Source organism: Ruminiclostridium josui JCM 17888, from assembly GCF_000526495.1.
Lineage (GTDB): Bacteria > Bacillota > Clostridia > Acetivibrionales > DSM-1351 > Ruminiclostridium > Ruminiclostridium josui.
Genome location: NZ_JAGE01000001.1, coordinates 1,508,581 through 1,534,559 on the forward strand (window position 1 = coordinate 1,508,581; position 25,979 = coordinate 1,534,559).

General features: G+C 33.1%; 16 protein-coding genes. 3 read left to right on the forward strand and 13 right to left on the reverse strand.

Annotation, left to right across the window (positions count from 1 at the left end; all coding sequences use genetic code 11):
- Position 1 precedes the first annotated feature (1 nt).
- Positions 2-1,555: a dockerin type I repeat-containing protein gene (locus K412_RS0107155; protein WP_024832466.1), complete on the reverse strand. Its 1,554-nt coding sequence runs from the start codon at positions 1,553-1,555 to the stop codon at positions 2-4.
- Between the two features lie 410 nt (positions 1,556-1,965).
- Here K412_RS0107155 and abc-f point away from each other — a divergent pair, with 410 nt between their 5' ends.
- The gene (gene abc-f, locus K412_RS0107160) at positions 1,966-3,453 is read left to right on the forward strand and encodes a ribosomal protection-like ABC-F family protein (RefSeq protein WP_024832467.1); all 1,488 of its coding nucleotides are present in this window, start codon (positions 1,966-1,968) and stop codon (positions 3,451-3,453) included.
- A gap of 278 nt (positions 3,454-3,731) precedes the next feature.
- Here abc-f and K412_RS0107165 read toward each other — a convergent pair whose 3' ends face one another.
- Together K412_RS0107165 and K412_RS0107170 are read right to left on the reverse strand one after the other, a co-directional pair.
- The gene (locus K412_RS0107165; protein WP_024832468.1) at positions 3,732-4,286 is read right to left on the reverse strand and encodes a biotin transporter BioY; all 555 of its coding nucleotides are present in this window, start codon (positions 4,284-4,286) and stop codon (positions 3,732-3,734) included.
- A gap of 139 nt (positions 4,287-4,425) precedes the next feature.
- A complete protein-coding gene (locus tag K412_RS0107170) occupies positions 4,426-5,703 on the reverse strand; it encodes a C45 family autoproteolytic acyltransferase/hydrolase (RefSeq protein ID WP_024832469.1) in 1,278 nt (425 codons plus the stop codon).
- A gap of 130 nt (positions 5,704-5,833) precedes the next feature.
- On the opposite strand from K412_RS0107170, the gene K412_RS0107175 reads away from it, so the two are divergent.
- Both K412_RS0107175 and K412_RS0107180 read left to right on the forward strand, forming a co-directional pair.
- Positions 5,834-6,481, forward strand: coding sequence for a methyltransferase family protein (locus K412_RS0107175; RefSeq protein WP_024832470.1), 648 nt, complete (start codon positions 5,834-5,836; stop codon positions 6,479-6,481).
- 267 nt (positions 6,482-6,748) lie between these two features.
- Positions 6,749-8,785 (forward strand): methyl-accepting chemotaxis protein, encoded by a 2,037-nt coding sequence (locus K412_RS0107180; RefSeq protein ID WP_024832471.1) that lies wholly within the window; start codon positions 6,749-6,751, stop codon positions 8,783-8,785.
- A gap of 107 nt (positions 8,786-8,892) precedes the next feature.
- On the opposite strand, the gene K412_RS0107185 is transcribed toward K412_RS0107180, so the two are convergent.
- From K412_RS0107185 to K412_RS0107230, 10 genes are all read right to left on the reverse strand, one after another.
- Positions 8,893-9,906, reverse strand: coding sequence for a hypothetical protein (locus tag K412_RS0107185; RefSeq protein ID WP_034847290.1), 1,014 nt, complete (start codon positions 9,904-9,906; stop codon positions 8,893-8,895).
- Positions 9,907-9,952: 46 nt separating this feature from the next.
- Positions 9,953-11,653, reverse strand: a complete 1,701-nt coding sequence (locus K412_RS0107190) for a glycosyltransferase family 4 protein (RefSeq protein ID WP_024832473.1) — start codon at positions 11,651-11,653, stop codon at positions 9,953-9,955.
- Entirely contained in the window at positions 11,634-14,783 is a 3,150-nt protein-coding gene (locus K412_RS0107195; RefSeq protein ID WP_024832474.1) for a cyclic peptide export ABC transporter, read from the reverse strand. Before K412_RS0107195 ends, K412_RS0107190 begins: the two co-directional genes overlap by 20 nt.
- Before the next feature lie 13 nt (positions 14,784-14,796).
- On the reverse strand, positions 14,797-19,284 hold the full coding sequence (locus tag K412_RS0107200) for a non-ribosomal peptide synthetase (RefSeq protein ID WP_034847293.1): 4,488 nt from the start codon (positions 19,282-19,284) through the stop codon (positions 14,797-14,799).
- Between the two features lie 67 nt (positions 19,285-19,351).
- The gene (locus K412_RS0107205) at positions 19,352-19,783 is read right to left on the reverse strand and encodes a hypothetical protein (protein WP_024832476.1); all 432 of its coding nucleotides are present in this window, start codon (positions 19,781-19,783) and stop codon (positions 19,352-19,354) included.
- A gap of 27 nt (positions 19,784-19,810) precedes the next feature.
- Positions 19,811-21,301 carry a glycosyltransferase family 9 protein gene (locus K412_RS0107210; protein WP_024832477.1) on the reverse strand — a complete coding sequence of 497 codons (1,491 nt, stop codon included), beginning with the start codon at positions 21,299-21,301 and terminating at the stop codon, positions 19,811-19,813.
- A gap of 60 nt (positions 21,302-21,361) precedes the next feature.
- The gene (locus K412_RS0107215; protein WP_024832478.1) at positions 21,362-22,699 is read right to left on the reverse strand and encodes an asparagine synthase-related protein; all 1,338 of its coding nucleotides are present in this window, start codon (positions 22,697-22,699) and stop codon (positions 21,362-21,364) included.
- A 15-nt stretch (positions 22,700-22,714) separates the two neighbouring features.
- The gene (locus K412_RS0107220; RefSeq protein WP_024832479.1) at positions 22,715-23,728 is read right to left on the reverse strand and encodes a cysteine peptidase family C39 domain-containing protein; all 1,014 of its coding nucleotides are present in this window, start codon (positions 23,726-23,728) and stop codon (positions 22,715-22,717) included.
- A 34-nt stretch (positions 23,729-23,762) separates the two neighbouring features.
- A complete protein-coding gene (locus K412_RS0107225) occupies positions 23,763-25,196 on the reverse strand; it encodes a B12-binding domain-containing radical SAM protein (protein ID WP_024832480.1) in 1,434 nt (477 codons plus the stop codon).
- A 51-nt stretch (positions 25,197-25,247) separates the two neighbouring features.
- Positions 25,248-25,958: a Dph6-related ATP pyrophosphatase gene (locus K412_RS0107230; protein WP_024832481.1), complete on the reverse strand. Its 711-nt coding sequence runs from the start codon at positions 25,956-25,958 to the stop codon at positions 25,248-25,250.
- Between the last annotated feature and the right edge of the window lie 21 nt (positions 25,959-25,979).

Here is a 25,979-nt window from a genome sequence, read left to right on the forward strand (position 1 = left end):
TTTAAGTAACTTCCATTTCAAATGCAACGCAGAAGTTCGGAAGGGGTTTTCCACTGTTATATCCCACAAATGTGTCCGAATCCCGCAGAAGTCCCCATCTGCATGTTCCCCCTGTTCTGCTTGTACCCGCTGTGAAAGCATATCCTACCTTAACTCCAGTTGATGGTACATCTTCGTCACATGTTATTTTTACTGAATCACCTATTATTTCAACTGACTGTATGGCTATTCGCTTGCTTTGTGTATATACTTCAAAACCTTTTCCGTTTTTCCATTCTGTAAGAGTGCTTTGATTTGGTTCAGGCATTGAAGTGTCCCAAACCAGTGGGCCAACAGGTACATGGAATTTCACCGTTATAACATTCCCGCTCCTTTCGGTACCTATAGGCTGCAATGGCTGCCAGTCATGTCCCAGGACTACCCTTTCGTAATAAACCTTGGCAAACTGCTCTCCTAGCTGCTGATATCCGCTTGCTGTCAAATGCACCCCATCAGCGGCATATTGCCTTTGATAATTTGGTCCAACGCAAACCATATCTCCAGGGTAATCTAAACCTGCTTTCCATTGCACCAGTGTAGATGTAGAAGTTCCTATACTTCCGCATGAATTCTGCTGGACAATGAACATAGGTATGTTCTGGGTCTGTCCCGTAATTGCCTTAATATCCTGATTATAGTCTTGCCATAATGTATGTAGCTGATTTTCATAGTTTGTGTTACCTGAATCACTTTCACCATGAGTAATTATAATAGCTCCTACTCCATATGTTTTACCTTCTTGCTGTGCTAGTCGTTTTATTGCCTGAACTTCAAATAATGTAGCTGCATATGCACGTCCTGAATAAGTTGTTTCAGGTGCTCCCTTGATTAGGGCATTAATACTTTGTCCTGTTTCACCTATCGCAGTGTGTACTGAAATATAGTCTTTTCCCGAAGCATTTCTAACCAGAGATGTAATTTGATTTGCCATTGCTGAATGTGGTGTTTCACCGAAAATGTTTCCCGGATAAGCACCACCATAGTAATAGCCGTATTCCCTTACGGGCTCAACTAGAGGAATCATCTTAAACAGGCTATTATCTGGGTCAAATGGCGGAACCATAACCTTTTCCAGTGAAAGTTTCAGATTGTTAAAGGGCTGCTGGGTTGTAGCTGGAGGATTCCCTTCCGCACCAACCGAAAGGCTTTGTCCAGTACCTACAATTCCTGCCCAGTCCCAAGGGATTTTTACATTATTTATTGATTCCACAGGGAATTTGCTAATATTTCCAAGTATATAGCTTTTCAACAAAGCATAGTCCAGAACATCAACAACTCCATCCCCGTTTAAATCTGCATACTTAAAGCGATCATCTCCCGGGAAGCCTCTGTCATTATCTAATAAATAAATTTTAAATGCTGCGAAATCAAGTCCGTCAACACTGCCATCACTGTTCAAATCCCCATAAATATCCGTTGATACAGCTGCTTTGGAAATGGATACATTACTTGTGATAGAGCAGATAAGGGCAAGTATTGTTATAAAGGCAAGTACCTTTTGCCTTGCTTTTTTCATAATATTCACGTCCTTCTTATAATTTTGTTAATTATTTATCTAATATACATTAAATGTATTTATTTGCATATTCTACTTTTGAATAAATAAATCCTCTAACAATATCTATCTGCAATTTAAAGTTGTTGATTTATTGGATTATGCATGTTATTCTATTTACAAATAAATGATTGGAGTTGAAAAGATGAAGTAATTATTCTTGCTGATTTTAATACACAACCAAACAATGACATTTATGGGAGTAATCCCTTGTTTTGTTGTGCAACGCAAGAAAGTTACTTATTTTTTTGGCTCATTCGGTATATCTTTTGTTCCCTGTCGCCCTTAGACAGGGGTCTTGCTGTATTTTTATGAGCTGCGGAAAAAATAACTTTCTTGCAGCTCATATTATTTATACAGGAGGATATTTAATGTCTTTAATTAATGTTACTAACCTAACTTTTGCCTATGATGGTAGTTATGATAATATATTTGAAAATGTAAGCTTTCAGCTGGATACTGATTGGAAACTGGGCTTTACAGGGAGGAATGGCAGAGGAAAAACTACATTTCTCAATCTCCTGCTAGGTAAATATGAATACAGCGGTAGTATTTCATCAAAAGTTAACTTTGAATATTTCCCTTATGAGGTGAAAAACGAAAAAAATAATACTATAGATGTTATCGAGGAAATCTTACCCAATTATGTTCTATGGGAGGTTATACGTGAGCTATCTTTATTAGAGGTTGATGACGATGTTTTATACAGACCTTTTGATACTCTGTCCAACGGCGAGCAAACAAAGGTCTTACTTGCAACTCTTTTTCTAAAAGAGAACAGTTTTTTGCTTATTGATGAGCCTACAAACCATCTGGATATAAATGCTAGACAGGTTGTCAGCGATTATCTTCGCACAAAGCATGGTTTCATTTTGGTATCCCATGACAGAGCTTTCTTAGATAATTGCATTGACCATATCCTTTCTATTAATAAAACTAATATTGAAATCCAGAAGGGAAATTTTTCTTCATGGTGGGAAAATAAAGAGATGCAGGATAACTATGAACGTGGGGAAAACGACAAGCTCAAAAAAGATATCAAAAGGCTCTCAGAATCAGCAAGGCGGACATCTGAATGGTCTAATAAAGCCGAAGCAAAAAAGATTGGTTTTGACCCTACCCGTACTGAAAAAAGTATAGGACGCAGGCCTTACCAAGGTGCAAAAGCAAAGAAAATGATGAGTCGTTCAAAAGTCATTCAAGAAAGACAGCAGTCTGCAATTGAGGAAAAATCCAAGCTTCTAAAGAACATTGAAAGCTCTGAAAAGCTTAAAATTACACAACTCAATTTTCATACAAACAGGTTTATCGAGATGGAAAATGTGTCTATATTCTATGGTGATAAAACAGCTTGCCATAACGTAACCTTCACCATAGAACAAGGTGACAGAATTGCTCTCATGGGTAAAAACGGTTCAGGCAAATCAAGTATTATAAAGCTTATTTGCGGTGAAGAACTTAATTATACCGGAATCATCAGGAAGCCAAATCAGCTAAAGATTTCCTACGTATCCCAGAATACTACCAACCTCAATGGAAATCTAAGAGACTTTGCCAGAGCCAACGAAATTGACGAGAGCCTTTTCAAGGCTATTTTAAGGAAGTTTGACTTTTCCAGAGTACAGTTTGAGAAAGATATTTCTGATTTCAGCGGAGGACAAAAGAAAAAGGTATTGATTGCTAAAAGTCTTTGTGATAGGGCTCACCTGCATATCTGGGACGAACCGTTGAATTTTATTGATGTAATTTCACGAATGCAGATTGAAGAACTGCTATTGGAGCATCAACCAACTATTCTCTTTGTAGAACATGATATCGAATTTTGCAATAATATTGCCACAAAGATTGTTCAACTGTAAGTTGTGCTATAGTGGGCTGTCGCATAATTGTTTTATCTATTTTAACCTGTACTTAGAGTATTATTTATCAATGGAAGCTTGGTTAAAGATATTTGAATATGTTTCTCGGCGAACATGGATATTTTACCGTAAAACCTATCACGATGTAGGTTTTAGCGACACGATGAATCATGGACGGTGAATGTGAGCGACGGTAAAATATCCTAAAATGAGCCGATAGAAGCTTTTCAAATATCTTAGAAGCAAACATTGATATAGTTTTATACGGGAGTAGAGTGTTAAAAAGATACTCTGAATAAATTAGCTTTCATCAAACCCTTGCGAATCTGTGGTCCTACCAAAGCTGCTATCAGAATTTTTATCATATCCCCCATAATAAATGGAATTACACCTACTGAAAAAGCTGCACCCAAAGACATATGTGCTTGATATGCCAACCAGACTGTACCAAACAAATAGCAAATTGCTGTACCTATAACCATTCCAACTAATGACAAATACCATTTATCCCAAAACTTATCTATAAAGCAGCCTCCAATCAGTGCCATAAAAATGAATCCTATTATATAGCCTCCTGTTGGACCAACAAGTTTTGGCAAACCACCCGAAAATCCCGAAAATACAGGAAGTCCTGCTAATCCTATCAACATATAGACTATGTAGCTGAGAGTTCCTTTTCTCATACCAAGGGTATAAAGTGCAAAATATATTGCAAGATTTGTAAAGGTAATGGGCACTACGCCTATGGGTATGGATAATGGCCCCAAGATGCAGATTACAGCCGTTATAACCCCTATAATTGCCATTTGACGTATTTTCATATTACTTTCCATAGCTCTCCTCCTAACGCTTTATATATAATATTTATTACCTGGTAATAAGAGTATATAATTAATAAAGGCTATTGTCAACCATTATTTTAATATTGGTTAACAATAGCCTTTACTTCAATAGAAATAGAGCTATTCTTACTTAAAATAGAACAGGTATCTTTTCAAAGACAGGTATTTTAGGCAATTCACCTGTAACAGGTCTGAAAAATACTTCATATCTGTTTATTGCAGGCTCAAAAACAATTATTTGTTGGGTTCTGGTATTATATAAGTCTCCATCGTTCTGAAGTCCAGGTTCCTCACCTTGATAATATGATGCTACAGCTTTCATGTTATCAAATGTAAACTTTTCCCCTTGCTCCTTTAATACTTTTTTCATACTATAAAATCTATTGGTATTAAAAGGGTTATTGGAGTAGTTATCCAAATTACCCTTTAACATAAAGGAATTCACAGTGCCAACTGAATCAACAATGTCCCAGGTAATACCTTCATTTAATTCTGACTTCTCAGTTCTTACATCTCTAATACTGTTTTCTTTTCCGCTTATATTGTTCTCCAATACCTTAGTTACTTTGTCGTCACTTAAAAGTATTAAATGTCCATATGTATAATTTCTTATTGGAGATTTCAGATAAGACGCAACTCCATTAATTGTTGTGTAATTTTCAAGTGCATATCTTAAGTCAAAGGGATATGAACGTTTGCTCTTAGAACTGTATTCTTCTCCCGTACTTGAATCCAAAATTGCACCAAATACCTTATTATCATTGAAGGCAGATATACATCCCATATATCCTAAATACCCTATAGTACAGATTGATTTTTTAGAATTTTTAAATGTAACCACTGACTGGATTCGTGCCAATTGATTTTCAGACCCAGCATACCAATCCAATATTCTCATGCTTATATTATCATTCTTTTCAGTTTTGCTTCCATATACTCCTGCCCCACTGCATTGTGAAGGCCTGACTACATCTGGGCATAAATTCATTAAAAACATCTCACCTGTTGAGAGTTTGCCATCGCCTCGTACATTCTTATCCTTACCTGTGAAATTTGAAGCAATTCCCTTTATTTCATCAACATAGTCTTTATCTATTTGAGAAACAATGTCATTTATCCTTTGCAGCATTAAATTATAAACTTCATCACTTGACGTAATTTCCGCCAAATATGAGTCTATAATGGCTTCATATTCAGGAACGGATTTTAAAATTTCAGAGCCGTATTCCTTTCCGATTTTTTCGTGAGATTTTTCACCTTTAAAATTTAATATTACTTCATAGTGTGACCCCTTGTTAGTGATAGTAACTCTTTGGGTAGTTTCTGCTGCATTTATTGTAATGAACCCCAAATTTAAGCTCGTAACCAATACAATAATAGATAATAAATGTAATAATCTTTTTTTCATACCTTCCTCCTTGTATATCCATTTTTGCAATATTATAACACATTATTAGTATTTATTGCTTTTTCCCACGAAATAATATAATATTATTTATGAATGATTGTTCATATGTTCATTTATAGGAGGTTTTCTTATGCAGACAACTGATTTCATTTCTTTGATGTTGCTTATCATCTTTGGATTAAGCTATATTCTAAAGCTTGTAATATTAAAGAAAAATAACAGAATTAAAGCCAATGTTCTTGCTAAAGGCAATAAGGAATTTTCCATTTACTTCACGGAACTGTTTGTCAGGACTTCCAGTACGTTGTGGTTAGTATCCTGGATATCCGAGATTGTATTTCATAACAAGATATCTCATATTACAGGTAATATATTTAAAAGTATGTTTATTACATATACAGGTATCCTTATAACAGCTTTAGGTTCAGGCATTTTTATTTTGGCAATTGTTTTTATGAAAACTTCATGGAGAGTGGGTATAGACAAAAGTTCACAGACAACCCTTCTTACCAACGGAATCTATAAATATAGCAGAAATCCTGCTTTTGTTGGCTTTAATCTTATGTTTTTAGGTGTTTTCCTTAGTTATTCCAATATTATTACCTTGGGTATATGGTTTATTAATATAATTGCCTTTCATTTACTTATTCTACAAGAAGAAAAGCACCTCTCAACTGTATTTGGAAAGGAATATGAAAAATACAGAAGAAACGTTCCAAGGTACTTACTAGTGTTTAAAATTGGCAGCTATAAAGTTAAAAATTCTTGTAAAAAATAAAGGAATTTAGGGAAAATTGTCGAATAATAACTGTGAATGATGTGTTTTAATCTATTCTTATATATTAACAACTTGTTCCTCAAAATTCAAATTAGACTAAATAAAGTAAACGGCAATACAGATAAACTCATGTTATAAATTTAATTGCTTCTACTATGTAATAGTTCGGTAAATCTGCATCAGGATAATATACTACCGATAGACAAATTAATAATTTGCTTATTGGTGTAAATTATACAATATTCTTCAAATAACAGGAGGTAACAGATGCGTATTAAAAATGCAATCAAATTCAGAGGGTTGAGTTGGAAAGTGTTTACGGTGTCTGTGTTGTGTATGCTAATACCTATGATGATAAGTTTGTTTATAGCAAGTTATTTTTCAGAAAAGTATTTGGGCGACTCAGCCAGTAATTCATTGCTAAATATTGCCGTTGAAAAAGCAAACCAGATTGAATTAGCCTTGACTGATTTAGAGAAGCAGGCTCAGTCAATTGCAATGCAGCCTAGTATAGTTGATCCTCTTACTGATGCAACTATTAACTCCACTAACCCGGATACGGCAGTTGTTCAGAAGATTTCAAAGAATTTAGAGGATAATTTTAATCTGGCAAACGGTCTCTTCGAGAATGTATTCTTAATGTACAAAAACAAAGATATAGCTGATGGTATCGGGGGTAAATCTGTAGGTTGGGAAGATGAAACAATGGGAAGCGCAGATAAATTACTGGTACGTAAACCAAGAGTATCACCTACTACCGGTCGCCCTGTTATTACAATAGTAACTCCTGTAAAGAACAATGACAAACACCTTGGTACAGTAGCAATGGCAATAGAATTGAATAATGTGTCCAAAAATATCATTAATAGTAATTCTTCTAAAAGTGATTTTAAAACACTTATTTTAGATTCTGAAGGACTTGTTTTATCATCAACAGAAGAAAAATTAGTTTTATCCTTGAATTTCCAGGACAAGGCCTTAGGATTGCAGGATTTCTACAATACAATAAAATCAAACAAATCAGGTGTTGGTACTTTTACCCTTGATGGAAATAAATATATGGCAGCTTACAGCAACAGTGACAAGTACGGTATGTATATATTATCCTACAAGCCAGTTTCTGCATATATGAAAATAATAAATAATCTGAAATTAATATTATTTATGGTTATTTTAGTAAGTATTATTATCTCAGCAATTGTTATTTATCTGTTATCCCGAAAAATAACAAAACCTATACTTGCAGCCGCTAATCAAGCAGAACGATTGGCAAATGGAGATTTAACGGTTTATATCCCCGAAGCTTCTCTAAAAAGGAAAGATGAGCTAGGTATGCTGGCAAATTCTTTCTCAGGCATGATTCAGAATTTTAAGACAATAATAACTCAGATAAATGAAACAGCTGACAAAGTGGCTGCCTCCAGTCAGGAATTGTATGCATCCGGCGAGCAGGTTGGTACAGCAGCCGAGGATGTAGGTAGAACAATTCTTGGTATTTCCACCGGTGCTGAGGAGCAATCGACAAATATTAATTCGGCATTGTTGAATTTGAGAAATTTAATAAACCAAATCAACGAAGTAAATACAAGTACACATAATATGCAAAAAACTACTGTACGTATGATAGATGATATTACAAGAGGAAGCAAGACTGCTAGTGAGTCCATTGATAGTATCAATAACCTTAAAGCTGATACTGAAGGTGTTTCAAAGGTTATTTTCAATTTAGGGAACACTTCCAATCAAATAGGAGAGATTATTGAATTAATCACCGGTATAGCTGAACAGACCAACTTACTCGCCTTAAATGCAGCTATTGAGGCGGCAAGAGCAGGAGAAGCCGGCAGAGGCTTTAGTGTAGTCGCCGATGAAATAAGAAAACTAGCTGAAGAATCTGCTGACGCCAGCGGCAGGATAGCAAAGTTAATTGTTGAAGTACGAAGCGGAGTTGACACAGCTGTTAATAAAATGGATAGCAGTATAAAATCTGTAAATTCAAGTGTAAAAGCTATTCAGGAAAATGGAGAAACTTTCTCTGTAATTTACCAACAAGCTGAACAACTAAAGGGTATCGTAGCTAATGTAACCGAAAGTGTAAAAATAATGACCGAAAGCAGCCGTGACTTTGAGGATACAATGCAGCAAATAAATGAGACAAGTCATGAGTTTGCCGCTAACGCAGAAGGGGTATCAGCAGCCAGTGAAGAACAAATTGCTTTGACAGAAGAAATAGTCACTGCTTCAAAAGCAATGGCAGAAATGTCTGAAGAACTATCGGAACTTATTAAAAGTTTCAAACTATAGAAGATTATATTTAAGGCTATGGGCAGTTTTGTCCATAGCCTTTTGCTAATCAGTAAACCATGCGCACCTATGCAAAAATACTGTTAAGAAACGGGCAAATTATGGTGTTAAAAATGCGCCAATTTATCAAGCAAATCAGTTACTAATTTTTTTTCCGTCTCAACCATTTTCTCTAAACCGGCGATTACCATTTCAACAAGCCTTCTATTTTTATTAATATTAAACTTTATTATCATATTTCTGAAACTAAGAGCCTTGTTTCGCAACTGGCTATAACTTTCAAGCAGATTGCTATCCCTATTTATATAGTTGTTATCAATAAGATATTCAATACGGGAAACCATAGTTTTCTTATGCTCCCAAAGTACATGCAAGGCTATCATATTACATTCTTTTTTATCCTCTTCAAGGACTGATTTAAAGTTGTTTATTATCTCCCTGTAAACAGACATACCGAAAATCACATTTTTTGTAGGATTATTTATTATTCTAAGCCTTTCCGACGTATTTCTAGAAAGCAAAAAGTCCTCCAATAAATTTTTAACATTTACTATATCGAAATCGAAGGATGGTAAGTAAGAATTTTCATCCTTTGGCCTTAATAGTATCACATCATTTCTTCTTTCAACAGAATGATTGTATGAACTTTCAAATTCCGAAAAACTGATACATGATTCATTATATGCATATTTATCAGTATATCCTATAATTTTTAGTATCTTTCTACTTAAATCATATCCAAATATCATGTTATCATGCCTAAAATGTCTCTTTTGATATGCCTCTCTATCTGGAATATAAAACTCATCCAGATACGTGGTTACGTAATACCCCATATCAATACTGCTCACAATAAAATCAATGATATTGGTGTTACTTCTATGTATAAAATCTAAATCCAAGATTCTATAATCTAATAACGGATTGTAAATACAGATACCGGCAATTACAAATTTAAAAAAATTTAACGTATTATCTTCCAAAACATACTCTAGCTGTATATAGTTACTTAAGAACCATTTTTGAAAATCTTTATGATCAATTGATGCCGTGAGAGAATAGGCATGATGTAAATAGCAATATATCGGAGGCTTAACAATCTTCAGATTCTTTATACACATAAATATTATCTCCTAATTTTAAGTTCTTACATTTGCTAACAAGATATTACGATAATTTTAAGTCCGTTAGCCCTTGCTTTACTAACCACATAACACTTCTTCGGATTAAACTCTTGTGGTATTTCTCACTATATATCGTTAATATTTCAGCTAATGATATTCCCTTTGTTCCTACATCTTTAACCGTTTTCAGAATCTCCGGTGCTAACTGGAACTCAAGCAAATGATTTTCAATAGAATAGTGAAACGGCAAAGGGCTATTCCCTTCAAGTACACTTTCCCCGTCCCTAGTTATATGAATAAAAGTACTATCATTAATAAAATACGTTGGATATCGAGAAAAGGCCTTACAGTATATAGGTTGTATAAACCTCAATTTGTTACTCATATCCTGTTCAGGTGTTATAGTTCTTAAAAAACATAATTCTTCCCAAAGTTTCTCATATTCTTTGATTACGCTCTGCCAACTAAACTTTTCCCTTGCTCTTCTAAACGAATTCTCAGACATTTGTTTGCAAAGCTGTGGGTTATCTAACAATGTCTGTATCGCGTTTTCGTAGCGATTTAAGTCAACAACAACAGACTGACTTAATAAAAGATGATGAAGTCCTACTCTATGCATTGGTTCCGATGGAAACAATGCTGCTTCCTTAATATCTTCATCACAATTTGCCCAGTAAGTCGGAATTAAGAAGCCTGTAACTCCATCTTCTACAGTGTCTCTATAGCCATCCCAGTCAGAAACAACCTGGGGTACTCCACAAGCCATAGCTTCAATAGGAGTTATACCAAATGTCTCCTGAACATTATCAATTGGTGAAACAAAAACATCTGCTGTCGAAAACAATAAATGGCGTTTTGAAACATCATTTTGAGAGATAATTTTTACCTTGTCACTTATACCTAATTCAGCTATATATTTTTCTATTTGTGGTATCATGGGCATATTTTTTCTATCATGTCCTGCAAGAACAAATAATAACTTCTTATCCGGGTTTTTTTCAAGAAGACGCTTATACACCAAAAGAGCGGGCAATAAGTCAGCTTTATCATACGCAGATATCCTTCCTACCCATAGTAATACAAATGCATCTTCAGGTATTCCACATTCCCTGCGAACTGCTACTTTGTCCCTCGGAGTAAACTTCTCAGTATCAACCCCAAGTGGGATAATATCTAATCTACCTTCATATTTGATATCACTGTTATATACTTCATTTAGTGAATTGCTTATATTATCAAGCATTTCTTTCACTACGTGTTTTACCGCCCTTGATGTACATATCAGAGAATCATATTTTCTAAACGGCATAAGTAGCTTCATTAAATAAAAACTTTCAATATAATTTGGATAACTTGCTCCATGAATAGTATATGTTATAGGAATTTTAAAATCAGTAAAAAACTCCCTCAAAAATACCAACGGTATAAATTCCATGCTTACATTATGTAACAAATCTATATTAGCTTTCTTTTGATACTGTAGGACATCAAGTTCAGAAAAAATACTTAATTTAGTTTTTGCTTTTCCCCGACGACTCAAATTATTATACTTTCTCTCAATAGCACTTTTTTGAAACTGTAAAGAATCACATATACATGTAATCTCTTCTAAGGAACTATGGCTTATCAAAGCTTTGAATACATCATCAACAGCAATATCATATCCGAAAACGGAATCGAGGACAGGCATAACTCTAAATGCATTCCCCATAATTCCTAAATTGTTACATAATTTCTGTTGCATATATACCTCCTGTTTTTTCCTTATTTTTGATATTTACTTCATCCACTTTTCCCATATTCAGTTTTATTATTTTGTCTGCAGTATGGAAATAATGGTCATCGTGTGTAATAGCAATAACACATTTATTAGCCTTTTTCAGTTGAGGCAAGAGAGATTCATAAAAATACTTTTTAAATAACGGATCTTGATCTGCAGCCCATTCATCAAATAGAAATACACCTCTATCTTCCAAATAGCTTACGAGAAGTGCAACTCTTTTTCTTTGTCCAGTTGATAATTGAATGGTACTAAATTCACCATCTTTTACACCTAATTTTTTATCAATTTGTAGCATTATTAAGAGTTTATCTGTTTCTTCCACCTTTTTTTCGTAGTCTATTCCGTATAGCTTGTTAAACAAATAATAATCACTAAAAACTGTTGAATAATATTCACCAAGCTCTCTATACCCCATTTTTTTATTTTCGATTATTATGCTTCCGCTGTCTGGCTTATAAAGGCCTGTTATAAGCTTTGCCAGAGTTGTTTTTCCGCTACCGTTTCCTCCGGTAATAAACGTTATTTCTCCTGCCTGAAAAGCTAAGTTTATAGGCCCCACAATAAATTTATTATCATCATTACAATATGTATACTTTACATTATCTAATCTGATATTTACCCCTTCACTGCTTATTATATCTTTTATATTTTTATTCACTTCTTCAATTAGTTTTATAGTATTATCCTGAGGTAACTTTTCAATTAACTCGTTTATCCTTTTCCAACTCACCCTGATTCTGAATATTTCAGGTATATTGTCTAACACTGAGTGGATAGGATTGGTCATATATAAGAACACAAAAATGTATGCCCTTAATGAGTCTGTCTGAATGTTATCAAATATTAGAGGAAAGACAAAGGCAACGGCACCTATTACGAAAGTGAATAAAAGTTCTCCAATAACAAAGACGTTTACAAATTTATCTGATGCAGCAATATTCTTTTCCTTATATTCAGCACAACAACTTTCCATGTCATCTCTAAAATCTTTGCGTTTTGCTACTTTAAGAGTTAATTCCTTAAACCCCTGTATAAAATCATTTATGAATTGTATGAAAACATTTTGAATATCCCTGGTTTTCTCCCAAAGCTTATTTGCAGATTTTCCAATAATATAATATAATCCTGCTGCTATGATAATTATCAACACTGACAATAGTAAGCCAAAAATATTAATTGTCCCCAAGTAAACAAAGCAACATAGCAGTGTAGCAATTCCTGTCAACGCTCCTATAGTCACACCGGGAAGCCTGCTTATAGTCTCTGTATCGTTATTTAATCCTGTATGAATTTTACCGCTCTCAATCTTTTCAAATTCATAATAGGGCATTCTCAGAGTCTTTTCAATAAGCTCAATCCTCTTATCGTAAATTATGTTATTCATTAACCTTATCATTTCTTTTCTGATAAGCTTTTGTCCGAATACATATAACATTATCCCAAGGAAAAAATAAAATAACAGTCCACTTTGGATTGCATTCTTTCTATTTAATGCTTCATTAATTACAAAAATAATAAATGCATTCCCAAAACCACTTATGAAGCTTAATACAATCAATGGAAAAAATGGTTTATCTTTTTTCTTTGGAAAAAGGTTATCAAGTTGAAAATAAGCCAGAAAAACAATTGATGTAGCAAATAATGAAATAGTACAAGGTATAAAACTAGACGGCGCCCATACAGAAACAAAATTCCAGTTTAAGCCATTATAAAGAACTCTTGGAATGATGTATAGGCAATAACCCAGACCAACAATAGAAATAAGTGTAATAAATAAACCTATATAATTTGCTTGCTTTGTAGAAATAACCTTTCTTTTTTTACGAATCAGTTCTAGTACAAAAATAACTAAAAAAACTACAGTAAGTACGAATAATAAAATAGAAACACAAAATATTGTGAATGCAATATTATCTATAGACAACATCATATCAACAGTCTTATTATAAAGCTTTCGGTCCATTATAATATCCATAATTCCCCGAGCAATAGCCCCGGTAAAATCAGAATTCAAATTTGCAAGAACAGCTACACCTACTTTATCTTCTGGTCTAAATGTGATATATGATGCAAAGTTTGGATTTGAACCTGCATGACTTATTTCCCCTGAACCCTTTTGGTAAATTTCCCAACCTGCGGCATATGAAGAACCTCCATCAGTTGGACTTACCGTCCTATCTGGAATATGAGACTTCTTAATTAAATCTATATATTTTTCCGGAAGATTATATGAAAGCATCTGAATTTTCAGCCACTTTTCCATTTCACCAGAGTCCATTATAAAGTATCCAGCAGGAGTATTTCCTCTAAAAGTAGGTGCATAGTACTCTTGTGCTCTTAAAAATCCCGGTTTATACCCTGTTGCCATGTTTGCTTTTGAATATGCCTCATGTCTGTCTAATAGAGTTCCATTAAGTCCCAATGGGTTCAATATGTTCTTCTGAATAAAGTTTTCATAAGAATCTCCGGTTACCTTTTCAATTATAAATCCTAATATATCATAGTTAATAGTTGCGTATAGAAAGCTTTCTCCCGGATAGTGTTCTAATTCCTGGTCTTCCAATGTTCTTACACAGTTTTCAAGAGCTTTATCACCCGTATCCACGGAAATTTCCCCAATAGATTTAAAAGGTATTCCAGATGTATGATATAAGCATTGACGAAGCGTAATATCCATAGATTTTCCTTTATACTTCGTACTGAACCAAGGTATATATTTACGTACTGGATCATCCAGATTAATCAATCCTTCTCTTTCCATATATAATATGCCCAAGCCTGTAAAAGCTTTGGAAGTAGAACCAATTTCAAATAGTGTTTTATCTGTTACAAATTCTTTTTTATCTAAATTTTTATATCCAAAGCTTTTTTTATAAACTGTTTTTTCTCCATCTACAATAATAACTGATATTCCCGGTATTTTTCCCTTCTTCATTGTTTTACTGATATGCTCTTCAATCTTCTGAATTTTATTATCAGTAAAAAAGTTCTCCATTTTATCTGCCAATGCAATATTGGGTAGTATAACATTTACAAGTATCATTGCAAAAAACACTATTAATTTTGTTGCATTATACATTATTCTTTTCATTTATTAATCACCTTTATAAAAATAATAAATCCAGCTCATCTTGTAACAAGTCTATAGTCTCAAAATCTGATGGCGTAAAACTTACACTTTCTTTACTTGAACAATGCTCAATTATTTTAGTTATGCTATCCATATAAAGTTCTGCGAATCTCTTTATACTATCCTTTTTAAATTCTTCTTTGTTATATATAAATGTTACTTTTAAGCAGTTGTCAATTACCATAGCGTTTATTTCCACTAAACATGTAAATTGATTTTCAGTGGCTGTATCAATACTTATATGTCCATTTGATATACTAAAGTATTCTGTTTCCGATATTCCCGTCATATCACCTAAATAATTAAATCTTATAAACCTTTTACCATTACTTTGTATCTGTGGAGACATATATTTTAATACTCCAAACCCTATACCTTTGTTGGGTACCTTTCTTAGCTGTTCCTTAACGTTTTTAATGGTTTGTGGAAGTTCTTCTCCATTGATTTCAAAAGCAATAGGATAAATACTAGTAAACCATCCCACAGTTCGGGTAATGTCTACTTCATCAAATATTTCTTCACGGCCATGTCCTTCAACCTCAATAACAATACTGTTCTTCCCTGTATATTTATTTATAGCTAATGAAAGGGCCGTTATTAATAAGTCTTTTGTTTCGGTATTATAAGCTCGGTTGGCTTTTGAAAGTAACAGCTTTGTATCCTTCTCGGATATTACATCAGATAAAGCAATGCATTCTCCTTGATAAGCCACAGCAGTAATATTATCCGTGGGAAATGAAAAATTCTTCTCTAAAATACTATTCCAGTATTCTGTTTCCTGAACTGCTTCACTTTCACTAAATTGGATTAGAGCCTCGGACCATTTCTTATAAGAGCATGTCTTTTGCGGGAACTCAAAGTTAATATTACCTTCTTTAGCTCTTAATAGATTCTCTAGATCTTCTAGAATAATTCTCCACGACACCCCATCAACCACAAGATGATGCGCTGTAAGCAATAATTTTTTTCCGGCAGGCCCTAAATCAAATACACAACTGTTAATCAACAAATCCTTTTCTATGTTAAAACCCGATTTGATTTGCTCTTCAATACTTACGATTTTTTCACATTGTTCCTCATGGGAAAGGTTTGATAAATCAAATACTTTTATCCTACTAGATGATTCCATATGTCGATTATTATAGAAGAGTTCATTTGTTAAAGGGTTATAATTAAGTCTTAAAGAATCATGATATTTAATAATTTGATCTATGGCACTTTCAAGTTCTTTCACTCCTACTTGTTTCTTAAGTTCAAGCATAACTGACTGATTATAATAGTTTTGATTTATAAATTCTCTGGAAAAAAACCACGAAACTATTGGAGTTAATTTTAAATTTCCACAGCATAATTCGTTATCAGACTTATTCAAGTTTCTATGGTCTTTCACCAATGAAGCTACTTGTTTTAAAATTGGATTTGCCAAAATATCCTTTACTCTTACTTTCAATCCTATATTGTTTAGTTTTGCAGCAATTTGAATTGCCTTTATAGAGTCACCACCAAGGTAATAGAAATTATCTTCCTCTCCAACTGAATTTAATTCTAGAACCTCACTTACAACTTTATATATAATCTCTTCTAAACCGCTAACTTGGATATTTTTCACTTCTTGGTTAAAACTATTAAAATAAGGTTTAGGTAGCATTTCAAAATCTATTTTGCCATTTGATGTCAACTGTATTTTGTCTATCCAAACAATGTATTGGGGTATCATATAGCTTGGTAGGCTAACCATAAGAAATTCCCTTATATCCTCTTCAGATATCCTTTTATCTTCAACAATATATGCGCATAAAACTTTATTTTTCTGTTTATCCTCTTGTATTGTCACAATGGCATCTTTAACATATTTGTGAAGTAATATAGCTTTTTCTATTTCTCCAAGTTCTATTCGATACCCCCGTAGCTTTACCTGCCGATCTGCTCGTCCTACATATTCTATTATATTGTCATCATTAAATCTCCCTAGATCCCCTGTCTTGTACAGACTCTTACCATCTATAAACGGATTAGCTATAAATCTTTCTGAGGTAAGCTCAGGCATATTTATATACCCTCTGGAAACCCCATCACCTGAAATAAAAATTTCGCCTGTTGCTCCAGGGGGTACAGGCTCAAGTTTGCTATCAAGTAAATATATCTGAACATTATGTGCAGGTTTACCGATAGGTACCGAAGTCCCTTGGTCGGCATTGGGATCATACTTATGAATCATACAACCGACAACCGTCTCAGTAGGACCATATTCGTTATATATTTCTATATCCCCGTTAAAACTGTCATATACCTCTTTTGCAACTTTAACTTTTAAGTCCTCTCCACCAACAATAAATCTTTTCACAGAACTCCCTGAATTATCAATATCCTTCAAAAGACATAAGTGAGATGGTGTTAACTTAATAACTGTCGATTTGTTTTCCCTCATTATTCGGTATAAAACATACTCATCATCATCATTGCTATAAACTTCAATCCTACCTCCGCAAATTATAGGTGTAAAAATAGATGTAACAGTAAGATCAAAGGCTAAAGATGAATAGAACGGGAATACTTCCTTTTCACCTCTTGTATACATCTGTTTAGCCCACCAGATATAATTGACCAATCCACGATGCTCTACCATTGTACCTTTTGGTTTTCCGGTAGATCCTGAAGTATAAATTACATATACTAAATCGTCAGGTTCATTTAAGAAATCAAGATTGCATGTCTCTCCTGTATATATTTCCGCTAATTCCAAATTAATAACTTGACCTTTATAATCAAGTTCTTTTGCCATATCGCCATTTGTAAGGATAATTGATATCTTGCAATCATCCAACATATATTTGATTCTATCCTCCGGGTACTCAGGATCAATAGGCAGATACGCCGCACCTGCTTTTAATATTCCGAGTATACCTATGACAGACTCAATGGAGTGAGTGGTTATCAGTCCTATTATTGCTTCCCTATTTACACCTTTTTTAATAAGGTACCTGGCTAACTGATTTGCTTTTTCATTTAGCACTCTATATGTCAGCTTCTCATCACCATAGCAAATAGCTATATTGTCAGGGGTTTTTTGGGCCTGCTCTTCAAAAAGTCGATAAATTGTTGTGTTCTTAGGATAATAACTTTTTGAGGAGTTGTATTCAAATAGTATTCGATTCATATCGGCTTTGCTTATCACTCTTAGCTGATTGATGGTGGTACAAGAGCCATTCAAAATCTGGTCTGATAAGTACATTAATTGCGTATAAATACGTTCAATTTGCTTTGGTGTATAATCTTTTACTTTATAATCAAAATCAAGTTTCAGTCTTCCCGTATCTGACCAGTCTTTAATTACCAATTGTAGAGAGTATATTTGATTTCCATTATAAAATTCTGTGTTTTCAATGGGCAACCCGTTAATTTCATTATTTAACCTTGTGTTATAATAATTCACACAGGTATTAAATAAATTGTCATACCCTTTTTTCTTTAATTCAAAGTCCTTAAACAGTATGTCATAGGGATACTTCTGGTTAAAATAACAGTTCATAAGATGAGATGTTACTTTTTTAAACATTTCGGATATTTCTTCGTTGCTATCTACCTGAAATCTAAACATCATAGTAGTAGTGAACATACCGATCATTTTCTTTTCCTTGCTTCCAGACCGGTTTAGTACCGGAGTTCCTATAATAATATCATCTTGTTGATAAGTTTTATGTAAATAGATTAGGAATAAGGAAACAAAAAAAGTGTTCAAAGAAAACTTTTTTACTGAACAATATTCTTTTATTTTATTTGATATTTTCTCGCTAAGTTCATATGTCTTTCTTTCACCTTCTATACAATCAGAACTCTTATTTAAAAATGCATCAGGCAAATCTTTTAACTGCTCACTCCAAAATAACTTGTTCTTTATAAACCGATCGGACTCAATGTATTTTCTCTCATTGTCTATATATTGTAAATAAGAAAATTCATTGGCTTCAGCTACCTCTTCACCATTTACCAGCTTAACATATATATCACATATTTGCTGTGTCATTATATTCATAGACCAGCCATCGGATATAATATGATGAAATCTCACAAAATAGCCTGTATCCTTTTCAGTAATTCTAAACAACGCAAAATAAAAAAGACAGTTGTCTTCTAATATGAAAGGTGTCCTTGCTTCAGTGTCCACCCATTTTTGAAATTCTTTTTCCGGTTTATCATAGCTTGTAAAATCAAAGAAATTTATTTTGGTTTCTTCATAATCTGTCAAGTATTGCATGGGTTCGCCTTCGTTAGAAGTAATTCTGAGTCTCAAACCATCGTTTCTTTTTATGAATATATTTATGGATTTTTCAAGTAATTCAAAATCAACATTTCCCTTTATATGTACAGGTCCTCCGATATTATATAGTGATGTTCCGGGATAAATTTTCTCCATATACCATATTCTTTTTTGCGGGTGTGTTAGTGGCAACAGACTTCTCATTACTATCTCCTTTTGAATAATTATAATAATATTCTTAAAATTGTAATTTACTCAAAATAGGTTATTATTAGGCAATACTATTTTTATTAATTAAGAATGCTACAATATCAGTAAAGTTTATATTATTAAAATCAAACATCATTAATGCCGGTGAAAACTGAATGTGCTGATATCCTCTATACCTTTCCTGAATATTGCCTTCTGTAAACAAAACAGCATCAACTTTATAGGACATACCATAAAAATCTTCAGCTGTTATGATAGAAGTATTTATATCCGGAATGTCGGTTGATATAACGATAACTGATACATTTTCTTTTGATATGTTATTAAAATCTAAAGTATCAATAAATAACACATTGTTCGTCTTTAGTTCTTCAAGTTTTTCAGATACACTATAGCCCCAAATAAGAAATTCCTTTTTCAATCCTTCTTTAAATTGAACAACTTTTTCAGAGTCAACACCCGAGTGATTTAATATATAAAATATATGGCACATTAATTTGTTCCTCCTACCCAATATACATTATTCTAAGTCTAGCATTTCTACAAACACGCCTGCTGAAGTTTCTTCAGCAGATATTCTATTTTTACTAAGAGTTATATCCCCGGATAATACTTCCTGTAATCGTCTAAAAACAAGTTCCGGCTTTATATTTTCAGGTTTTAAGGTTCTTGTGCAAATGCTATAGTTCATCCTAAGTGGCCTGAAACTTCTTAGAATATAATATTGGTCATAGGGGTTTAAAATATCGGGATACTGCTTTACCCAGATAGTAATATTGGGTATACCCAACAGAGCAGCCATATGTCCGCAAAAACTATCTACACCTACTACCGCGTCAAGCTTTGATATTAAATAAAATACCTCATTCTTCTTTAGAAAACTTGCGTCTATCATTCCTGTAATTTCTCCATATGGATTTGGGCTAAGATTTATTAGAGTAATACCATTATTTCTCGCCATATCAGCAAATTCTATTATACTTTTATATGTCCAATTTTTCCCTTCGTCCATTCCCTCCGACATGGTATGTAATTGAACTCCCACTATAGGCCTCTTGTCCTCGGTAATTTTATCTATAAGTTCTTTATTTTCTATATTTGATAAACATTTAACAAGCAACGAGTCTCTCTCCACAGCTCCAAAGTAATCAAAGTCTTCTTTAATCCCAAGTTCTATAGCCCATATATCAGTTATATGCATAAACTTACCGGGAAACTTGAATGGGTTCATTGAAATACAGTAACAATCCGCATAATACCCTGACTTCATTACTATTTCATAAAATCTTGCGTTTATATAAGCAATCTGACAGCCAAAAACTTTATAGCCCTTATCATACATATTTAGTGAAATATATAACCCAGAGTCCTTGACAGTCAATATATGTACATCATTTCCTAATTCCTTTTGTCTTTTTATAAACTCATCAATATATGGATATATTAAATAAAAATCTCCGCTTCCGGGACTTTCATTCATAATTATTGCCACAGGTTTTTTATTAGTTTGTAGATTCTTATAACTTTTTATATTTGTAAATTCAAATTGACATAAGCAGTTGTCAATCCATTTAATACCCTTAACATAAAAAGTTTTCGGAAGGCTTTGCAGCATGTATTCAAAACCGATTTCCTTAAGAATATTCTCGTATGTATTGCTTACTTCGAACATGACAGCATACACAGGTTCATTATTTTGAGTTGCGATATTATAAGAATCGCCATCAAAATCATCACAATTGAATAGGTTGTCAACAATGTTTAATATATCGTTTTTTGTTGAATTTTCAGATAGAGTAATTATATTTATATCTTTTTGAGCCATTAATGTACTAATATCACCTATTTCAAGGAAAATAAATAGTTCACTATATTTTCTCAAAATATTAATAACATCATTGTACTTATCTATAGGAAAAGTTAATAAAATCACTCTATGTTTTAATCTAAAATATTTTTTAATTAGTCCCCTTCTTAATATAGGTTCTTCATTATCATTTATGTTTAGCATAGTATATATCCCCCCTCTAGTTATACACAGGAACTTTTATAAAAAATCAACTTGACTCTACTATTTTTTCAAATTTAACGGGTCAATACTATTTACATCAAAGTCATGTTTTAAAAAGAAGAAGCCTATTTTTTCCTCAACATATGGAAAATTAACTCTATCAAAGTATTCTTTTATTGGTGCTTTGTAATCTTTGTTTTTAAGAGCAGGCTTCAGCCATATAAATTCTTGTACAACAGCTTTATCAAGAAACGGATATCGTGCCTCAAGGCCATAAGCGCCGCAAATATACTCTTCTCTGGCAAGATAACATTCCTGACTTCCGTAGTAAAAATTATCCCAGGGAAAAATTGCAGATAAATCCTGGGGAAAAAGTCCACCGAATTGACTGTTATTATTCAATTTAACCCCTCTAAAACCATAATCAGAAATTATCTCATCTGCCCCTGAACCTGATAAAAATACCTTTCTTCCATCTTTAATAGCTTGCATGCATAGTAGTCCCAACCCCCAGCTGGATTCATCTTGCAACATATCATAATACGGATGTTTGTACTTTTCGCAGTTCCTTGCAATGTACCTTATAATTACGTTGAGATTATCTTTGCTATTATCTAAAACAACAGTATTATTATGCATTTTGTGGCGTTCTAACAGTAATGCCTCATTCTCTTCTCCAACTATTGAATAAGCAGCAAAATCCACCCGATTTTTTAGCAATTCGTTGAAGATGGCTCCACTATCATACCCGCTACTGAGTCCTATAAAAAACTTTTCATCGGTATTCGCTGTACGCTTTCTTATTGAGGCTTCAAAAGCCCGAATCCAATCGTCAAAGGAATCCTTATATTGCGTGAGTTCAAATTCATATAGAACTTCCTCTTTTAGTTTGAAGGTTTTTAAATCATAATTATATATTGTATTAGGCTTTGCTTTAACGATATCTGAATGTCCCAAATACTCTAGATCACTTTTATATGAGCTTACTCCTATATCATTACCATCCAAACTAAACCAGAGCGGTTTTGTTTTAAAAATATCTGTACTAAACACAATACGTTGATTTACAAGATCTACTATGCAAATTGCGAACTCTCCATCCAGTTTACGAAAAAAATCTTTTCCATACTCTTTATATAGTTCTATAAGACATTCTCCATCGCTGGAAAATTTACCATAATCCTTATAATTATATATTTCCCCATTGTAAAAAGCTGCAATATCGCCCTCTATGAAAGGCTGTTTAACAAATGTTCCAGTTATACTCAGAAGATTATGAATAATGGTATACCTATCAAATTTTACCTCTTCAGTATGATCTGGTCCTCTTTTAGCTGAAAAGCGATTTACTTTTTTATTATTTATAATATCTTTAGTTGTTAATATAAAACTACACATATGACACTCCAAATTTTATAATTTAAGCATACTACCATAGTATTCTAGCTCTATATTACAGATATCTTTGAGGCTATTTTTCGCATTAAAAAAGGATTTTTGTCTATATATATTGGAATAAATATACCTCGCAAATACTGCCCTTACTGCTTTCCAATGGGTTGCAACCTCGTCAAGCATAGCGATTTTCGTATTGCTTTCACCAAACAATCTGGTTACTAAATATTTTTCTGTTCTTTTAGCTTCTATAATGTCATTAAAACCTAATAAGATTTTTTCGCATTTTTGACTTAACAAATCTTCATCGTCTATCAACTCTAATAATTTATCGATTGTATCTTTTAGAGTTACCAGTCCTTTATCTATTTTCTTTTTGGATAATCTAAAATTCTCAAGATATTTGTTTTTATATTGCTCCATATCCACTTTATCTGATATAAGATTCAGACAGCTAAAATCAATATAAGACATAGTATTATTTTGATGAAAATGCTTAAGATACCCTTGGTATGAGTTTATGACATCTTCGAATGATATGGTTTTTTTTCGATATTCAATATCATCCCTTTTATCATGCTCAATAATATAGAAAAGCCTTTCGGAAAGATCAAAACCATAATATAATATAGAATGACGCCAATGTTCCTTCATATATAAGTCATCTCTTATTGATTCATAGAAGCAGTCTACCCAAGTGATAACAGGTCTTTCTGAAGATATTGAATTGATAATGTCATCTATAATGCAATTTGACTTTTCTTTTGCATTAAGAACTATACCCTGTTCATTTAAAATATCCTTTAAATTAGTTATGTGTTCATATCCGGCACATAAACACAAATCATCTATTTCATGGTTAATTCTATACGTAAATATACCATTTATTAATATTGGCATAATGCTTTTATTATAGAGTAGAATAACCGGAATCAAGGAACTGTAAAAGCAATTAAAGTAATAGAATTCACCAAATGGTTCAATTTTAGGTATTATTTTTTTGCATATCTTGTCGCGGATTTCTGCTTCCATCGATGTCATCTCCTTAATTATATTAAAAGAAATGTTAAATTGAACGAATATACTTCAAGGTACGCTCGAAAACAAAAGATAAATTCCACTTCAAAATCAAATATGAAGATAACTTTATCCTAATGTGCTGAAACTTACTTTTTGCATATACATTAGCAAAGAAGTTGTAATACTCCTTTTGAACCTGCTTCTTAGAAAATCCTTCCATATCAAGGGAAGCAACACTTCGTCCCTTTTCGTGATAAGTGTCCTTAGATATATAATTGTTTTCAACACAATAGTCGTATAATACTGTTCCGGGATAAGGTGTAAAAATACCTAAGTGAATAAAACTTGGACGACACTCTTTTGTAATTTCAAGTGTTTCTTCGAATTCTTGATATGTTTCACTAGGAATGCCTAACAGTACAAATAACATAGTATGCCTGTGATATTTTTTTGCTGCACGTACGGCACGCCTAACATCATCATTAGTGTATTCTCCTCTTTTTAATATATCTCTTCGTACCCTTTCACTGCCTGATTCCAAGCCGATATTTACGATTACTATATTTGCCTTTGTAAAATACCGCATTGTTTTCTCTGCGTCAAAGTTAGCAATCAATCGTATATTAGCTCCATATGATATTGGTTTTTTAAGAGTTTTATTAAATTGAGCAAGCTGGTCGCAAAAGTCATACAAATATTCTTGGTTTAAATTAAGAGCTTCAGCTTCTAAAAAGATGGTATCGGTATCCGGAAATTTTTCAATAATCTCTTTAATCTCACCTATTACATTTTGAGGGGAGCGAAACCTTACATATTTACCTTCAGCAACTTGCCTTAATACATGGTTACAACAATATGTACAGTTAAATGGGCAACCCCTTCCTATTATGACATTATGAATACTCTTTTTATTCTTTATCCACTTTTGCCAAATGTCTCTATCTGGATATGGAAGTTCATCCAGGTTTTGTACGAACTGTCTCGTTGGGTTTTTTTCAATAGTCCCATCTGTTTTTTTTATCCATAAATTATGGATTTTTGTGGGAGTTTGTCCACTTTCAAGCTGTTGAACCAACTCCAATATAGGATATTCTCCTTCTCCTATGCATACTATGTCGAAGCTCGCATTTATTGCTTCTTGGGGTTCTAAAGTTGGGTGAGCTCCACCGGCAAGCAGTAATATTGAAGGATGTGTTTCATTTATATATTTAGCTATTTTAGCTATACTTTCAAATTCTCTAAAAACTGCTGAGAAACCAATTAACTGCGGTTTAAATTGATTTATAGCTTTATCAATTTCTGCATTTTTTGTATATCTTGTAACTACAAACACATCTGTATTATAACCATGCTTTTTTAACATGGCAGATATGTATGAAACTCCATAATGAATTTCTTCCTGGTTTCTTAAAGGCTTCAAGGGATTTGTTCCCCCAAGACGTTTTTTTAATGTTTCAGAAACAATAAATAAAATATTCATTACTTATAACTCCTATTATTAATTTATAAAAATATAAAATACTCATGAAATTTAAAATAGTAATTCTATCTTCATACCCTCTGGATCTCTTACTACTTCTCCCAAACTATATGATAAATCTTTTTCAAAATAATCAGCACCTACAAGTGATGTATGAAATTCCCCGTTCTCTCCAAACGGATCAATTCCTAATTTGATAAAATATTTGTATGCCTCTTCATCAAATTGTTTACCAAGCCATTCAAGAGGTATTTTAGGCGATCTAATAAGCGTTATTATACTTTTAATCTTTCTTTTTTGAACCTCTTGTATGAGGGTTTCTTCTGGTATTTGCCATAATGGCATTCTCGGTATTAGGCCGGCACATTTACAAAGTGCAACTTCCAGTTTAGCTTGCTTTTCCTCAAATAAATCTCCGAAAACAACACTTTTAACACCTTTTTTAGCATAGTCCATTAACATATGAATATATTTTGTCCGATGGTACCATACACTTGAATACGAAAAATTTACGTTCTTCTTTATTTCAACTGCCTGTTTTTCAACTATTTGTCTCGATTGACTGTGCCAAATAGACTTTTCGGTTTCCTTATGTAAGCAGTGAACAATTTCGAATAACTTACCTTTATCAAGGGCAACAGACAAGGCTAGTCCGCAGTCTTTTCCCCCACTGAACATACATATAAAGGGTTCACCTTCTGGTATATTTCTCAATTCCTCTGCTGGAACAGGCCAATAATTTTCATCGTTTTGAATATTCATATTAATTCCCCCTTGACTTGA

What these genes read in the sequence shown, in the direction of transcription:
- K412_RS0107215 (WP_024832478.1), bottom strand. Translation starts at nt 22,699, where the DNA reads ATGTGTAGTTTTATATTAACAACTAAAGATATTATAAATAATAAAAAA.
- K412_RS0107225 (WP_024832480.1), bottom strand. Translation starts at nt 25,196, where the DNA reads ATGAATATTTTATTTATTGTTTCTGAAACATTAAAAAAACGTCTTGGG.
- K412_RS0107190 (WP_024832473.1), bottom strand. Translation starts at nt 11,653, where the DNA reads ATGCAACAGAAATTATGTAACAATTTAGGAATTATGGGGAATGCATTT.
- K412_RS0107155 (WP_024832466.1), bottom strand. Translation starts at nt 1,555, where the DNA reads ATGAAAAAAGCAAGGCAAAAGGTACTTGCCTTTATAACAATACTTGCC.
- K412_RS0107185 (WP_034847290.1), bottom strand. Translation starts at nt 9,906, where the DNA reads ATGTGTATAAAGAATCTGAAGATTGTTAAGCCTCCGATATATTGCTAT.
- abc-f (WP_024832467.1), top strand. Translation starts at nt 1,966, where the DNA reads ATGTCTTTAATTAATGTTACTAACCTAACTTTTGCCTATGATGGTAGT.
- K412_RS0107230 (WP_024832481.1), bottom strand. Translation starts at nt 25,958, where the DNA reads ATGAATATTCAAAACGATGAAAATTATTGGCCTGTTCCAGCAGAGGAA.
- K412_RS0107180 (WP_024832471.1), top strand. Translation starts at nt 6,749, where the DNA reads ATGCGTATTAAAAATGCAATCAAATTCAGAGGGTTGAGTTGGAAAGTG.
- K412_RS0107165 (WP_024832468.1), bottom strand. Translation starts at nt 4,286, where the DNA reads ATGGAAAGTAATATGAAAATACGTCAAATGGCAATTATAGGGGTTATA.
- K412_RS0107210 (WP_024832477.1), bottom strand. Translation starts at nt 21,301, where the DNA reads ATGCTAAACATAAATGATAATGAAGAACCTATATTAAGAAGGGGACTA.
- K412_RS0107170 (WP_024832469.1), bottom strand. Translation starts at nt 5,703, where the DNA reads ATGAAAAAAAGATTATTACATTTATTATCTATTATTGTATTGGTTACG.
- K412_RS0107205 (WP_024832476.1), bottom strand. Translation starts at nt 19,783, where the DNA reads ATGTGCCATATATTTTATATATTAAATCACTCGGGTGTTGACTCTGAA.
- K412_RS0107200 (WP_034847293.1), bottom strand. Translation starts at nt 19,284, where the DNA reads ATGAGAAGTCTGTTGCCACTAACACACCCGCAAAAAAGAATATGGTAT.
- K412_RS0107220 (WP_024832479.1), bottom strand. Translation starts at nt 23,728, where the DNA reads ATGGAAGCAGAAATCCGCGACAAGATATGCAAAAAAATAATACCTAAA.
- K412_RS0107195 (WP_024832474.1), bottom strand. Translation starts at nt 14,783, where the DNA reads ATGAAAAGAATAATGTATAATGCAACAAAATTAATAGTGTTTTTTGCA.
- K412_RS0107175 (WP_024832470.1), top strand. Translation starts at nt 5,834, where the DNA reads ATGCAGACAACTGATTTCATTTCTTTGATGTTGCTTATCATCTTTGGA.